The sequence below is a fragment of the Spirabiliibacterium mucosae genome, from assembly GCF_014884965.1.
Classification (GTDB): Bacteria; Pseudomonadota; Gammaproteobacteria; order Enterobacterales; family Pasteurellaceae; genus Spirabiliibacterium; species Spirabiliibacterium mucosae.
This window is the reverse complement of the sequence record NZ_JABTBO010000013.1, coordinates 44,100-59,073: the sequence shown is the minus strand read 5'-3', so window position 1 is coordinate 59,073 and position 14,974 is coordinate 44,100. Positions and strand designations below refer to the sequence as shown.

At 51.3% G+C, this 14,974-nt stretch carries 12 protein-coding genes, 1 tRNA gene and 2 pseudogenes; 9 read left to right on the top strand and 6 right to left on the bottom strand.

Annotated elements, in window-relative coordinates; genetic code table 11:
* Positions 1-201 precede the first annotated feature (201 nt).
* Together pflB and focA are read right to left on the bottom strand one after the other, a co-directional pair.
* On the bottom strand, positions 202-2,514 hold the full coding sequence (gene pflB, locus HPC37_RS06490) for a formate C-acetyltransferase (protein WP_208122354.1): 2,313 nt from the start codon (positions 2,512-2,514) through the stop codon (positions 202-204).
* A gap of 63 nt (positions 2,515-2,577) precedes the next feature.
* Positions 2,578-3,384, bottom strand: a complete 807-nt coding sequence (gene focA / locus HPC37_RS06485; protein ID WP_427915961.1) for a formate transporter FocA — start codon at positions 3,382-3,384, stop codon at positions 2,578-2,580.
* A gap of 337 nt (positions 3,385-3,721) precedes the next feature.
* On the opposite strand from focA, the gene hinT reads away from it, so the two are divergent.
* The 5 genes and pseudogenes from hinT (at position 3,722) to rlmC (ending at position 7,450) form a co-directional block, all read left to right on the top strand.
* A complete protein-coding gene (hinT, locus tag HPC37_RS06480) occupies positions 3,722-4,072 on the top strand; it encodes a purine nucleoside phosphoramidase (RefSeq protein WP_208122352.1) in 351 nt (116 codons plus the stop codon).
* 1 nt (position 4,073) lies between these two features.
* Complete coding sequence (locus HPC37_RS06475) at positions 4,074-4,442, top strand: YcfL family putative periplasmic lipoprotein (RefSeq protein ID WP_208122351.1); 369 nt, start codon at positions 4,074-4,076, stop codon at positions 4,440-4,442.
* Positions 4,435-5,229 carry a phosphotransferase gene (locus HPC37_RS06470; RefSeq protein ID WP_208122350.1) on the top strand — a complete coding sequence of 265 codons (795 nt, stop codon included), beginning with the start codon at positions 4,435-4,437 and terminating at the stop codon, positions 5,227-5,229. Before HPC37_RS06475 ends, HPC37_RS06470 begins: the two co-directional genes overlap by 8 nt.
* On the top strand, positions 5,217-6,251 hold the full coding sequence (gene nagZ / locus HPC37_RS06465; protein ID WP_208122349.1) for a beta-N-acetylhexosaminidase: 1,035 nt from the start codon (positions 5,217-5,219) through the stop codon (positions 6,249-6,251). Before HPC37_RS06470 ends, nagZ begins: the two co-directional genes overlap by 13 nt.
* Positions 6,244-7,450 (top strand): annotated as a pseudogene (gene rlmC, locus HPC37_RS06460) (23S rRNA (uracil(747)-C(5))-methyltransferase RlmC). The gene nagZ and the pseudogene rlmC overlap by 8 nt, the downstream one beginning before the upstream one ends.
* Here rlmC and HPC37_RS06455 read toward each other — a convergent pair.
* A pseudogene (locus HPC37_RS06455) lies at positions 7,422-7,947 on the bottom strand (methylated-DNA--[protein]-cysteine S-methyltransferase). The pseudogenes rlmC and HPC37_RS06455 sit on opposite strands and share 29 nt — an antisense overlap.
* 37 nt (positions 7,948-7,984) lie before the next feature.
* Positions 7,985-8,245 (bottom strand): GlsB/YeaQ/YmgE family stress response membrane protein, encoded by a 261-nt coding sequence (locus tag HPC37_RS06450; RefSeq protein WP_208122348.1) that lies wholly within the window; start codon positions 8,243-8,245, stop codon positions 7,985-7,987.
* A gap of 163 nt (positions 8,246-8,408) precedes the next feature.
* Here HPC37_RS06450 and HPC37_RS06445 point away from each other — a divergent pair, with 163 nt between their 5' ends.
* From HPC37_RS06445 to HPC37_RS06435, 3 genes are all read left to right on the top strand, one after another.
* Positions 8,409-10,298 carry a PhoX family protein gene (locus tag HPC37_RS06445; RefSeq protein WP_208122347.1) on the top strand — a complete coding sequence of 630 codons (1,890 nt, stop codon included), beginning with the start codon at positions 8,409-8,411 and terminating at the stop codon, positions 10,296-10,298.
* A gap of 230 nt (positions 10,299-10,528) precedes the next feature.
* Positions 10,529-11,821 (top strand): C4-dicarboxylate transporter DcuC, encoded by a 1,293-nt coding sequence (dcuC, locus tag HPC37_RS06440; RefSeq protein WP_208122346.1) that lies wholly within the window; start codon positions 10,529-10,531, stop codon positions 11,819-11,821.
* Between the two features lie 10 nt (positions 11,822-11,831).
* Entirely contained in the window at positions 11,832-13,094 is a 1,263-nt protein-coding gene (locus tag HPC37_RS06435; RefSeq protein WP_208122345.1) for an amidohydrolase, read from the top strand.
* Between the two features lie 43 nt (positions 13,095-13,137).
* Here HPC37_RS06435 and HPC37_RS06430 read toward each other — a convergent pair.
* Together HPC37_RS06430 and rpsO are read right to left on the bottom strand one after the other, a co-directional pair.
* A tRNA-Ser gene (locus HPC37_RS06430) sits at positions 13,138-13,228 on the bottom strand.
* A 157-nt stretch (positions 13,229-13,385) separates the two neighbouring features.
* Positions 13,386-13,655: a 30S ribosomal protein S15 gene (gene rpsO / locus HPC37_RS06425; protein ID WP_208122344.1), complete on the bottom strand. Its 270-nt coding sequence runs from the start codon at positions 13,653-13,655 to the stop codon at positions 13,386-13,388.
* Between the two features lie 241 nt (positions 13,656-13,896).
* Here rpsO and HPC37_RS06420 point away from each other — a divergent pair, with 241 nt between their 5' ends.
* Entirely contained in the window at positions 13,897-14,967 is a 1,071-nt protein-coding gene (locus tag HPC37_RS06420) for a 3-deoxy-7-phosphoheptulonate synthase (protein WP_208122343.1), read from the top strand.
* The last annotated feature ends 7 nt before the right edge of the window (positions 14,968-14,974 follow it).

Here is a 14,974-nt window from a genome sequence, read left to right as displayed (position 1 = left end):
TGCATACATTACATAACACGCTATATTTAAAATAACTATAAAAAAGAAAGCCGTTAATGAGCGTTTGGATCTGATAATAAATTTAATGAAGTTGAAATCTTTAGCTATTTTTAATGGATTAGTAATCATCATTTTTTCTAAACTTTTTATAAAAAAACGCCCCAGTTGGGGCGTTTTTATTTTTGGTGTTACCGCACTTGATTACATGCTTTGTGTAAAGGTACGGGTGATTACGTCTTGTTGTTGCTCTTTGGTGAGCGAGTTGAAGCGTACGGCGTAGCCAGATACGCGGATGGTTAATTGAGGGTATTTCTCAGGGTTTTCCATCGCGTCGAGCAACATTTCACGGTTCATCACGTTCACGTTCAAGTGTTGTCCGCCTTCAACACTGGCTTCGTGGTGGAAGTAACCATCCATCAAGCCGGCAAGGTTACGTTTTTGAGCTTCGTAATCTTTACCCAGTGCATTTGGTACGATTGAGAAGGTATATGAGATACCGTCTTTGGCGTAGGCAAATGGCAGTTTAGCAACAGAGGTCAGTGATGCCACAGCACCTTTTTGGTCACGGCCGTGCATTGGGTTAGCACCTGGTCCAAATGGTGCACCTGCGCGGCGGCCGTCTGGGGTGTTACCAGTTTTCTTACCGTAAACCACGTTAGAGGTGATGGTCAACACAGATTGTGTTGGCACAGCGTTGCGGTAGGTTTTGAGTTTTTGAATTTTCTTCATGAAACGTTCAACCAAGTCGCATGCTAATTCGTCAACGCGTGGGTCATTGTTACCAAATTGTGGGTATTCGCCTTCGATTTCAAAGTCAAGAGCGACGTTTTTCGCAATCACGTTACCGTCTTTGTCTTTGATGTCGCCACGAATTGGTTTAACTTTCGCGTATTTGATGGCTGAAAGTGAGTCAGCCGCAACAGAAAGACCTGCGATACCACACGCCATGGTGCGATAAACATCACGGTCATGCAACGCCATGAGAGAGGCTTCATAGCTGTATTTGTCGTGCATGTAGTGGATGATGTTAAGTGCGGTCACGTATTGACGTGCTAACCAATCCATGAAGCTGTCCATTTTGGTCATCACTTCATCAAAGTCTAAGTATTCAGAGGTGATTGGTTCTGCTTTTGGTGCCACTTGCATGCCGTTTTTCTCATCGATACCACCGTTGATGGTATAAAGCATGGTTTTAGCCAAGTTAGCGCGCGCACCGAAGAATTGCATTTGTTTACCCACAACCATTGGGCTCACACAACAGGCGATTGCGTAGTCATCGCTGTTGAAGTCTGGGCGCATTAAGTCATCGTTTTCGTATTGAACAGATGAGGTGTCGATAGACACTTTCGCACAGAAGCGTTTGAACGCGTCAGGCAACTGTTCAGACCACAAAATGGTCATGTTTGGTTCTGGGCTTGGGCCCATGGTGTAGAGGGTGTTAAGGAAACGGAAGGTGTTTTTAGTCACCAATGTACGGCCGTCTAAGCCCATACCACCGAGGGATTCAGTTGCCCAAATTGGGTCGCCTGAGAAGAGTTGATCGTATTCTGGAGTACGCAAGAAACGCACCATACGCAATTTCATGACCAAGTGGTCGATCAATTCTTGTGCTTGTTCTTCAGTGATGGTGCCTTCTTTGAGGTCACGTTCAATGTAGATATCCAAGAATGAAGACACACGGCCGAATGACATCGCAGCACCGTTTTGTGATTTGACCGCGGCCAAATAACCGAAATAAGTCCATTGCACGGCTTCTTTAGCGTTTTGTGCTGGGCCTGAAATGTCGCAACCGTAGGTGGCGGCCATTTCTTTGATTTGGTTTAAGGCTTTGTGTTGTTCGGCGATTTCTTCACGCAATTGAATAGTCATTTGCAAATCTTCACCTTTTTCAAGGCGTGGTTGCAATGAAGTGAATTGTGCTTTTTTGTCAGCCATCAAGTAGTCGATACCGTAAAGGGCAACACGGCGGTAGTCACCGATGATACGGCCACGGCCATACGCATCAGGCAAACCGGTCAACACGCCTGATTTACGGCAGCGCAGGATGTCTGGGGTGTACACGTCGAACACACCTTGGTTGTGTGTTTTGCGGTATTCAGTGAAGATTTTTTTCACTTGTGGGTCAAGTTCACGGCCGTAGATTTTACATGAACCTTCCACCATTTTGATCCCACCGAATGGGATGATGGCACGTTTTAAAGGCGCATCAGTTTGAAGACCAACGATTTGTTCAAGATCTTTTTCAATGTAACCTGCTTTGTGAGAGGTGATGGTTGATGGCAGATCAGTGTCGAAATCCAATGGTTCGTGAGTGCGGTTTTCTTCTTTGATGCCTTCCATCACTTTGTCCCAAAGGGTAGTGGTGGCAGCAGTTGCGCCCGCTAAGAATGATTCGTCACCTTCATAAGGGGTGTAGTTTTTTTGGATGAAGTCACGCACGTTGACTTCTTTTTGCCAGTCGCCTTCTTTGAAACCGGCCCAAGCTTTAATTTGTTGCTCTGTTAATTGTGTCATAAACATTCCTTATTTGAAGAAGAAATTGAAAAATTACCCGACACGCCAAGCGCGTCGAAAAACTCAGTGATGTTCTCGATTTAAAAACCATTGTACCAAGGCAATACAAAACGAACCACCCACAATATTGCCAAGGGTTACAGGGATTAAATTGTTGAGAACGAAATGACCGAGGTTTAAATCTGCATACTGCGCAGCATTCAACCCGATCGCTTGCCAAAACTCTGCGCTACTGTTGTGCGCGGTGACGATCCCCATCGGGATCATGAACATATTAGCCACACAGTGTTCAAAGCCTGATGCGACAAACATAGAAATCGGTAAAATGGCAATCAACATTTTGTCGGTTAATGTTTTGCCCGAATAGGCCATCCAAATGGCGATACACACCATAATATTACAGAAAATGCCTAGGCAAAAGGCCTCAAGCCAGGTGTGGTGAATTTTGTGTTGGGCGGTATTTAAAATGGTCAAGCCCCATTGCCCATGGTCGGCCATGGTTTGCCCACCAAACCACACGAGCGCCACGATAAACAAACTGCCCACGAGGTTGCCAGCATAAACCACAGCCCAGTTGCGAAACATTTGCACAAAGCTGATTTTGCCTTCCACTTTGGCGAGTACTGTCATGGTGCTGGAGGTGAAAAGCTCAGTGCCACAGACAATCACCATGATAATGCCCAGGGAGAAGACAATACCGCCGACAAATTTAGCCAAGCCCCAAGCCACATCAGCACTGCCGGTTTGGGTGGTGGCATAAAAAACAAAAGCGATGGCAATAAAGGCGCCAGAAACAATGGCAGAAACAAAGGAGAGAAGCTGGTTTTTGCGCGCTTTATAAGCACCAGCAGACACTGCAACAGCAGTCATTTGAGTGGGCGTTAACATCACGCTATTTGGTTGTTCGTTTGCGCTCATAAGCTCGATTTGACCCTCGATTTCAAAAAAATTTTAATATTTATTAATTTTTTTAGCATTATACGGGGCAAGCGGGCTGGCGACAAATCTTTTTCGCTTAAAACGCGCTGTTGTAGAAAATGTGATTTAGATCAAAATTGTGTGTTAAAACAATGTTATAAAGTTAATATTTGTTAAATTTGACAGCCAATTTTGAGGCCAAAACCGCACTTTACTCGCCTGACGTTGCCCTTGCTAAAGGCGGCAAACTTGATTATTCTAAAGCCATTAACACGCGATGAGGTGAACTATGGCTGAAGAAACCATTTTTAGTAAAATTATCCGCAAAGAAATCCCTGCCAAGATTGTCTATCAAGATGAGTTAGTCACGGCGTTTCATGACATTTCGCCCCAGGCGCCAACCCATATTTTGATCATCCCAAACAAGCTGATTCCAACCGTGAACGACGTCACCGAGCAAGACGAGCAAGCGCTGGGGCATTTGTTTGTGGTGGCGGCCAAAATCGCCAAAGAGAAGGGCATTGCCGAAGACGGCTACCGCTTAATCGTCAACTGCAACCGCCACGGCGGGCAAGAGGTGTTTCATATTCATATGCACCTAGTCGGTGGCCAACCGTTGGGGCCGATGCTGGCGAAATAATATGAAAAAACTGCTTTCTTTAACCGCACTTTGTGTTTTGTTAGCGGCCTGTTCAAGCACGCCGCCGCGCTATTTGGCCAGCGATGAGCCGATTGTGAATATTGACGCACAAGTGGCGACACAAACTCAGGTGATGGCCACGCGCACACAGGTGGAGCTGAAAAACCTCACCGATCATCTTTTAAACTTGCAATACCAAATCACTTGGTATGACGCCAACGGCGTGACCCAGCTCTCAGATTGGTCGCAATCGCCGCCGTGGCTGTGCGTGAGCCTGCAAGGCCAAAGTGCGGTGCGCATGGCCTTAACCAAGCCAACGCCGGCGAGTGATAATTACCGCATCTACATTATGGGCAAAGGCCGTGAGTGATTTGTGCGCTCAGCTCGAGACCGATTTTGATTGGCCAAGTGCGGTGCGTGAGGCCAATCGGCTGGCCAGCGACACCGTCAAAGCCACGTTGGATGACGGTGCGCAGTATGTGGTGCGCTTTTTTTCTGACGCGCTGGAAGAACTTGGCGCGCAGCGCCGCTTTGAGCCCGCGTTAATTGAGCATCTCACCTCGCTGCCCTTTGTGCCCGTGCTGTTTGCCCACAATGACAAAGGCGTGGTTTACCATTGGGTGGCAGGGGAGACGGTGGCTCAATGGAATGATGCACTGCTTGAAAAACTGGCGGGGCAACTCAAAGCGCTGCATAGCTTTTCGCAACACGCCCAAGCCCAGCTGCATGACTTACCGCACTTGGATTTGATGCAGCACATTTTCTTTTTGCTCCAGCGCATCCCGCCTGAAGCGCAAAGCCAGTGGCTGTTGGCACTCAATGATTTGCCTGCCTATAAAGAAAGCGCAATGGCCACCCTTGGCCACCATGATTTGCACCGAGAGAATATCGTGCTCACACCAGGCGGGCAGCTGATGTGGCTGGATTGGGAATACGCCAGCTGGTCAAACCCGGCTTTTGATCTCGCCAGTGTGATTGTCAACAACGCGCTTGACCAAAGCCAGCAGCAACTGCTGTGGCAGCACTATTTGGCGGATAACCCTGTGATTAAAAAAACCACACAATTGAAAAAACTCACCACCAGCTACATCCCGTGGGTGCGCCTGCTCAATGCATTGTGGCAAGCGGTGAAAGAGGAGAGCGCATGTCGCGACTGATTATTGACCTCGCAGGTTTTGAACTAGCCCAAGAAGAGATTGAACTGCTCGCCCACCCCCTGTGCGCGGGCGTGATTTTATTTACGCGCAATTTTCATGACAGCGCGCAGTTGCAGGCGTTGATTGCGGACGCGCGGCAAAACGTGAAAAAGCCGCTGTTGATCACCGTTGACCAAGAAGGCGGGCGCGTGCAGCGTTTTCGCCAAGGGTTCACCCAACTGCCAGCGATGCAAGCCTTTGCGCAGCTGGCGGAAGACCGCGCCACCGCCGCGCTTTATGCCAAAGAGGCCGGCTGGCTGATGGCCGCTGAGATGACTGCACTGGGTATTGATCTCAGCTTTGCGCCAGTGTTGGATCTGGGCCACGATTGCAAGGCGATTGGCGATCGCAGCTTTGGCTGTGATGCCGAGCTGACCACCGAGCTGGCGGGCGCGTTTATCGACGGCATGCACGAGGTGGGCATGGCGGCCACGGGCAAACATTTCCCAGGCCATGGCGCGGTGCTGGCGGATTCACACCTCGAAACCCCGCGCGATGAGCGCGATAAAGCCACAATATTCGCCCATGATATCCGCCCTTTTGCTGAGCTGATTGCTGCGCACAAGCTCGATGCGATTATGCCCGCCCATGTGATCTACACCCAGTGTGATGACAACCCTGCCAGTGGCTCGCGCTATTGGCTCAAAGACGTGCTGCGCGCGCAACTGGGCTTTGACGGCGCGATTTTCTCCGATGATTTGGGCATGAAAGGCGCGGGCTTCATGGGCGATTTTGTTGAGCGTGCTAAGCGCGCGTTGCACGCGGGCTGCGACTTGCTATTGCTGTGCAACGAGCGCAAAGGCGTGGAGGCGGTGTTTGACAACCTCACCTGCGCACAGGATGAAAACGCCAAAGTGCGGTTGAGCCGGCTTTATCAACGCCGCGCGTTTTCATTGCGTGACTTGCAGCAAAGCACGCGCTGGCAGCACGCCCAGCGCACGCTTGAGGCCTTGCAGCAGCAGTGGCTGGAGCGCAATGACTAAACTCGCCTGCGCGGAATTTGCCCAAGGCCGTTGCCAATCTTGCCAGTGGCTGGGGCTTGATTATTCAACCCAATTGGCGCGCAAAGAGCGCCAATTGCAAGAGATTTTCGCACCGTTTGAGCTTGATGATGCGGTTTTCCAAGCGGCGGTATCCTCCCCGTTTAGTGGTTTTCGTAACCGCGCGAAAATGGCCGTCAGTGGCCGTGTTGAACGGCCTATTTTTGGCATCATTCCTGACCCACAACAGCCGCAAAGTGCGGTTGACTTGTGCCATTGCCCGCTCTACCCCGAGGCGATGCAGCAGCTTTTGCTCGCGCTGAAAGACTTTGTCGCCCGCGCAGGATTAGTGCCTTACAACCCCGCCACGCGCAAAGGTGAGCTGAAATACCTTTTGCTCAGTTACAGCCAGCACAGTGCGCGCTATATGCTGCGCTGGGTGTTGCACAGTGACAAAAAGCTGGCGTTGATCCGCCGTGAATTGCCTGCACTGCTCACACGCATGCCGCAATTGGCGGTGGTGAGTGTTAATATTCAGCCCAAACACGCCGCGATTTTAGAAGGCGCGCAGGAAATTGTGCTCACCGAACAGACCGCACTTTGCGAAACCTTCAACACCGTGCCGCTGTTTTTGCGCCCGAACAGCTTTTTTCAAACCAATCCTGTGGTGGCCAGCGCGCTTTATCGCCAAGCGCAAGACTGGGTGGCGGATTTGCCAGTGGCGCAGGTGTGGGATCTCTTTTGTGGCGTGGGCGGCTTTGGATTGCATTGCCTGCAAGCGCTGCGCGCGGCGAAGCCTGACGCGGCGCTTTCGCTCACTGGGATTGAAATTTCACCGCCTGCGATTGAAAGCGCGATGCAATCGGCGCGCGAGATGGGGCTGGTGAATGAAAAAAACCAAAGTGCGGTTTGCCAGCCTCGATGCCGTTAGTATGGTGGAAAGTGAGGAGCGGCCAGATTTGGTGATTGTCAACCCGCCGCGACGCGGCATCGGGCGTGAGCTTGCCGCCTTTTTAAATACGCTGCAACCGCACTTTATCTTATATTCAAGCTGCAACGCGCGCACCATGGCACAGGATCTGGCACAGCTGAGCCACTGCCATTGCCAAAAAGTGCGGTTGTTTGATATGTTCCCCCACACCGCGCATTTTGAAGTGCTCGCGCTGTTAACGCTCAAAGCCCCTGATGCGCCTTTGGCGTGACAAACTCTTGCCCGCGGTCAACAAAGTCAATGCCTTCAAGCATCAGCAAATGCCGCTTGGCAGGCAGCCCACCGCCGAAGCCAGTAAGTTGGCGCTGCTTTCCCAGCACACGATGGCAAGGGATAATAATCCCGATCGGGTTTTTCCCCACCGCATTGGCAACTGAGCGCACCGCACTTTCACGCCCGATGCGTGCTGCCAGCTCACCGTAGCTGACCGTTTCGCCATAGGCCAACTCGCGCAGCGCTTGCCACACCTGACGCTGAAACTGCCGTGCCTTGTGGTGCAATAGGCAGCGCGGCAAAATCGACATTTTCGCCTGCAAAATAACGCCAAAGTGCGGTTTGCGCCTGATTGATAATCGGATGATTTTCGCCCGCCCGCCAGTGCGGTTGCAAAACAGGCCTCTCGCGCTCAAATAACGCAAAGCGCAGCGCCGTGTCATCAGCCAGCAGCGTCATGCCGCCGATGGGGGTTGAAAGTGTGTGGTAATACATCGTAAAAAAAACCGCACTTTGATGTGCGGTTTGTCGGTTATTTCATGATTTTGAAAAAGCGTAGAATCCAAATCAACACGGCGGCGCCAAGCACCCCGAAGAACAGCCCTGCAAATGAGAAGCTGCCAGCCATGTAGGCGGAATCAAACCCTAAGATTTCACCGAACAACCAGCGCCCAAGTGAGGAGCCGATGATACCGATGATGATGTTCATCAACAGCCCCATGTCGCTTTTCATCACTTTTTCAGCGATCCAACCAATCAAGGCACCAACGATAATTGCGGCAATCCAGCCCATAGTGTTCTCCTTCAATAAATGTGATGTGTGTCACATTCATTTATAACATAAATTAAACAAAATGCAAAAATTTGTGCGTGGCGCTGTCATAAAGTTGTCATAAAGCGTTGTTATACTCCGTGTGAATTTACTTCAAACGCATTGCGACACAAAAGGAGACACTATGACAAATTCGGTGCAAGAGAACATTGCCATCAATCCCAGCGCCAATGCCAGCCTTTCACAGGTGCTCAACGCGCGCTTTTCACGGCGGAAAATCTGCCAAGTGGGCGGCGCGCTGGGCGCGATGGCGATGCTGCCGGTGGCGTTTCGTGCCCGTGCGGCGACAGGTTCATTGGCCATTGAGCGGATGACCTCACTTGATTTTACTTCAGTGCCATTTTCAGTTGAAGACAGCGTGATTGTGCCAAAAGGCTACAGCGCCAAGGCGTTTTATTGCTGGGGTGACCCTGTCGGGCTTGCGGGCAACAGCCCTGAATTCAAAGCTGATGCGGCCAACAGCGCGCAAGAGCAAGCCGCGCAGGCGGGCATGAACCACGACGGCATGGCTTACTTCCCGCTTGAAAACGGCAACGAGCACGGCTTGTTGGTGATGAACCATGAATACATCGACAACGGCTTGCTCTTCCCTGATGGTGATAAAACCTGGAGCGCGGAAAAAGTGCTGAAATCGCAAAATGCGATGGGCGTGTCGGTGATTGAGGTCAAAAAAGTGCAAGGCCAATGGCAGGTGGTGCGCCCGTCAAAATACGCACGACGCATCACCCCGCACACGCCAATGACGATTTCAGGCCCCGCGCGTGGCAATGCGTTAATGCAAACGCAAGCCGACCCGAAAGGTGAGCGCGTGCTCGGCACCATGCAAAACTGCGCCAATGGCGAAACGCCATGGGGCACCTACCTCACCTGTGAGGAAAACTGGGCGGATATTTTTGTGCGCGAAGGCGAGATGACCGCGCTGGACAAACGCTACGGCATCACCGCCAAAGCCAAAGAGGACAAATACCGCTGGCATGAGTTTGATGAGCGATTTGACACCGACAAACATCCCAACGAGCCACACCGCTTTGGCTGGGTGGTGGAAATTGACCCGCTCAATCCTGACTCCACGCCAGTTAAGCACACCGCACTTGGGCGTTTTAAACACGAAGGCGCGATGCTGACCCTCACCGACGACGGCCACGCGGTGGTGTATATGGGCGATGATCAACGCTTTGAATACATCTACAAATTTGTGTCAAAAGGCACTTATCAAAAAGATGATCGCGCCGCCAATATGCGCCTGCTCGATGAAGGCACGCTTTATGTGGCCCGCTTTGATGACAACGGCCAAGGCGAGTGGCTGGCGCTGGAGCACGGTCAAAATGGCCTCACCGCGGAAAACGGCTTTGCCGACCAAGGCGAGGTGTTGATCAAAACGCGCATGGCAGCCGACGTGGTGCAAGCCACCAAGATGGATCGCCCCGAGTGGATTGCCGCCGACCCTTTCGCCAAAGGCTCAATCTATTGCACCTTAACCAACAATTCCAAACGCGGAGGTGAGGGCAAAGCGGGCAAAGACGCTGCCAACCCGCGTGATAAAAACGTGTTCGGGCACATCATCCGCTGGCAAGAAAACGGCCAAAACGGCGCCGCCACAGGCTTTAGCTGGGATATTTTTGCCCTGGCAGGCAACAACGAAAAAGGCCAAGGCAATATCAAAGGCGACAGCTTCGGCAGCCCCGATGGCTTGCGTTTTGCGCCAAACGGCGTGTTGTGGGTGCAAACCGATGTATCGTCTAGCACCATCAACAAAAAAGATTACCAAGGCATGGGCAACAACCAAATGCTGGCTGTCATCCCAGAAAAAGGCGAGTTTAAGCGCTTTTTAACTGGCCCCAACGGCAGTGAAGTCACCGGCATCGCCTTCACGCCAGATAACAAAACGATGTTTATCAACATCCAACACCCCGGCGAGCCAGACTCCGGCGTCACCGCCCCCGATGCCGTGGCAGCGTTGTCGAGCTGGCCGGCTCGCGATGGCCAATCCCGCCACGCTCAGCCACCGTGGTGATTCAAAAAGACGACGGCGGGCAAATCGGCAGCTAACTGACCGCACGTTTCAAAACGCAAAACCGCACTTTGGATAAAGTGCGGTTTTTTTGTGCTTTTGAGGCTGATTTTGTCAAGGCAATATACGAATTTGTGATCTAAAACACCACAAATAATAAGGTTTTTTAGTAGAATGATAAAAAAGCGAATTTTCTTTGTTTTTCACAAGGATAGATAACAAAAGGAGGCATTATGGGCAGTCTAAATATTGTGATTGCAACCCTTGGGGTGATTACAGCCATTGTGTTGTTGATCAAAAAATATGACACCCGCGCGGTGTTGTTTGGGGTGGGTTTGCTGATGGCCGTGCTGGCGATGAACCCGATGGGGGCGTTGGAGGCGTTTTCGAAAAGCATGACCAGCGCTAATTTGATTATGGCGATCTGTGCGAGCATGGGTTTTGCCTATGTGATGAAGTTCACCGAATGCGACATTCATCTGGTGCATTTGCTCACTAAACCTTTGAGTGGTTTGAAGTTCTTTTTAATCCCCATTGCGACGATTTTGACCTTTTTTATTAACATCGCTATTCCCTCCGCCGCAGGGTGTGCGGCGGCGGTGGGGGCGACACTGATCCCTGTGCTGATTGCCTCAGGCGTGCGCCCAGCCATGGCAGGGGCGGCGATTTTGGCGGGCACCTATGGCTCGATGCTTAGCCCAGGCTCTTCTCATGCGGCGATTATCAGTGAGTTTGTGGATCTCTCCATCCCGCAAATTCACATGGTGCACGCGCCTTACACCTTGACCGCGGCAGCGATTGGCACGGTGACGTTGACAATTTTAGCCGTCATTTTGGGTGATTATGGTCAAAAACACCGCGATGAATACCGTGCGAAAAATCAAGAGGCCGAATCCCATGTGATGAAAGTCAACGTGCTTTATGCCATTGCGCCGTTGGTGCCGTTGATTATTTTGGTGATTGGGGGCACTAGCCTCAATCAAGTGGAATGGCTGGCGTGGACAAAAATGAAGGTACCAGAAGCCATGCTAATCGGTGCGATTTATGCGGTGTTGGTGACACGCACGTCGCCTGCCAAAATCACTGATCAATTCTTCAAAGGCATGGGCAATTCGTATGCTGACATCATGGGCATCATCATCACCGCGAGCGTGTTTGTGGCTGGCCTCAAAGCCACGGGCGCAATTGATGCGGCCATCGGCTTTTTGAAAGAGTCGAACGAATTTGTCCGCTGGGGCGCCACCGTCGGGCCATTTTTGATGGGCATTATCACAGGCTCTGGTGATGCAGCCGCCATCGCCTTTAACCGAGCGGTGACGCCACATGCGCCTGAATTGGGCTATGAATTTGTTAACCTTGGCATGGCCGCGGCGGTGGCTGGCGCCATTGGCCGCACCGCATCACCGATTGCAGGGGTGACCATTGTATGCGCGGGCTTGGCTGGCGTGAACCCAATGGATATGATCAAACGCACCGCCCCTGGCATGGTGTTGGCAATTTTGTTCTTGGCGTTGTTTATGTTGTAGGAGGTGTGAGATGTTAGAGCAACTTATCCGCTGGCGGCGGGCGTTTCACCGCTTTCCAGAACCAGGCTGGGCGGAGTTTTTAACCACCAGCAACATTTGTGACACCTTAAGTGCGTTGGGCTTTGAGGTGCTAGTGGGGCGTGATGTGATCAACCCTGAATTTGTCCGCGGGCGCCAAGCGCAAGTGGTGCAACAAGGCCTAGATCGCGCCATTGCCTCTGGCGCCAACCCCAAGTGGTTGGATAAGATGGACGGCTACACAGGCTGCGTGGGTGTTTGGGACAGCGGCCGTGCAGGGCCGGTGGTGGCGTTGCGTTTTGACATTGATAGTGTCAACGTGCAAGAAACGCAAAACGAAAATCATTTGCCCAACCGAGAGTTATTTTGCTCACAAAATGCGGGGCTGATGCACGCCTGCGGTCACGACGGGCACATTGCCATCGGCCTTGGGGTAGCAAAGTGGGTGAGTGAACAGGGCGAGTCATTGTGCGGCAAAATCAAGCTGGTCTTTCAACCGGCGGAAGAGGGCGTGCGCGGTGCTGCTGCCGTGGCAGGCAGTGGCGTGCTCGATGATGTGGATTATTTTGCCGGCTCGCACTTAAGCTTTTGCGCTGATTCGGGCACCATTATCGCCAACCCGACGCAATTTTTATGCACCACAAAGCTGGATTTACACTTTGACGGCAAACCTGCGCACGCCGGTGCCAGCCCACATTTAGGGCGCAATGCCTTGCTGGCGGCCGCGCACTGTGTCACGCAGCTCCATGGCATCTCGCGCCACGGGGAGGGCATGACGCGCATCAACGTGGGCCTATTCAACGCGGGCGAAGGGCGCAATGTGATTCCAACCCATGCCCATGTGCAGCTTGAAGTTCGCGGTGAAACCGCAGCAATTAATCAGTATATGGCTGACTCCGTGCTGCAATTGGCGCAAGGCATCGCCACAGGCTTTGGCGTGGCGTTGCGCAGTGAAATCATGGGCGAGGCTGTTGATTTGAAAAACGATGCGCAACTGGTTGAATGGATCAGCGAGATTGCTGCACAAACGCCAGGCGTGGAGAACGTGGTGGGCGAGCATCCGTTTAATGGCAGTGAAGATGCCACCATTCTTGGCCAACGCGTGCAAGCCCATGGCGGCAAAGCGATTTATTTCATCATTGGGGCGGATAGAACGGCGGGGCATCATCAAGGGGAATTTGACTTTGATGAACAGCAGCTGCTCACAGGCTTTCATCTCTATACTGCACTGGTGGCTAAACTGATGCAGGCCTAAACGCAAAAACCGCACTTTTATCAAAGTGCGGTTTTTTAGAATATGGCGGAGGAAGTGAGATTCGAACTCACGGAGGGCTATAAACCCTCGCCGGTTTTCAAGACCGGTGCCTTCAACCACTCGACCATTCCTCCGTTGAAGTGGAGCAGATGATACAAACTTCACTGAATGAAGTCAACCACCAATTCAACACAACCGTTTTAATTGCAGAAATAATATCCAACGCCGCCGCGCCGTGGCGATTTTGGGCATAAAAAAACCCTGCCAAGCAGGGTTTTTGAAAAGCTAAGATTAGCGACGCAAACCTAAGCGTTCAATGGTAGACAGGTACAATTGAACATCGGTACGTTTTAAGTAGTCCAACAGTTTACGACGACGAGAAACCATACGTAACAAACCACGGCGGCCATGGTGATCTTTCTTATGAACAGAGAAGTGACCTTGCAAGTGGTTGATTTGTGCAGTTAAAAGTGCGATTTGTACTTCAGATGAACCAGTATCTTTACCGTCACGGCCATATTCAGCAACGATTTTCGCTTTTTCTTCAGCGCTTAGAGACATGTTAACTCCTAATTAAGTTGTTTAAAATACATCAATAGCCGATCTCTAGTTCAGCTACGACAAGAAAGTGCATTTTACTGCCTTGCGCGCGCTATTGCAAGCTCACTGTTGTTACGCACTGTAAAAGTGCGGTTAAATTGCATTGCGCCCTTGCGAAAACGGCAGATGTGTAGTATTGTAACGAATAAAATACATTGAATGTAAAATAATATTTACAACTAATAACAAAAGGTAAAAACCCATGAATGCTGTATTAAACAAAGACGCGCTGCACAATGTCAACATCGATGATGAAAAAATCCTCATCACCCCACACGAGCTCAAAGCCCAATTGCCCTTAAGCCAAGACGAAAGGGATTTCATTGCCACCACCCGTCAACAAATTGCGGACATTATTCACAAGCGCGACAAGCGCCTGCTGGTGGTCGTCGGCCCATGCTCAATTCACGACCCTGAGGCCGCGCTGGATTATGCCAAGCGCTTGAAAGCCTTGGCTGAGGCGGTGAAAGACACAATTTACATCGTGATGCGGGTCTATTTTGAAAAACCGCGCACCACCGTCGGCTGGAAGGGCTTGATTAACGACCCACACTTAGATGGCAGCTTTGATGTGGAACATGGGCTTTACATCGCACGCAAGTTGTTGTTAGACATCATTAAAATTGGCTTGCCGCTGGCCACCGAAGCGCTCGACCCGATTTCGCCGCAGTACATGGCGGAGCTGTTTAGCTGGTCGGCGATTGGTGCGCGCACCACGGAATCACAAACGCACCGCGAGATGGCCTCGGGCTTATCGATGGCAGTGGGCTTTAAAAACGGCACCGACGGCGGGCTGGATGTGGCGGTGAATGCGCTTAAAGCCGCCTCTCAAGGGCATCGGTTTATCGGCATCAACCAAAAAGGGCAGGTGAGTTTGCTGCAAACCGCGGGCAATCACGACGGCCATGTGATTTTGCGCGGCGGCAAAAAGCCTAATTTTGAACCGCACTTTGTACAAGAATGTGAACAGGTGTTGGCGCAAGCGGGGCTGGAGCAGTCGATTATGATCGATTGCAGCCACGGCAATTCCAACAAGGATTACACCCGCCAAGCCTTGGTGGCAGAAAGTGCGGTCGCGCAAATTTGCCAAGGCAATCAATCGATTACCGGCTTGATGATTGAAAGCAACATCAATGCGGGCAACCAACCAGCCAACGTGCCTGCGGCGCAGCTGAAATACGGCGTGTCAATCACGGATGCGTGTATTGATTGGGAAACGACGGAAAACTTGCTAAAATCACTGCACCAAAAATTGCAAAACCGCACTTTGTAAGAGGATT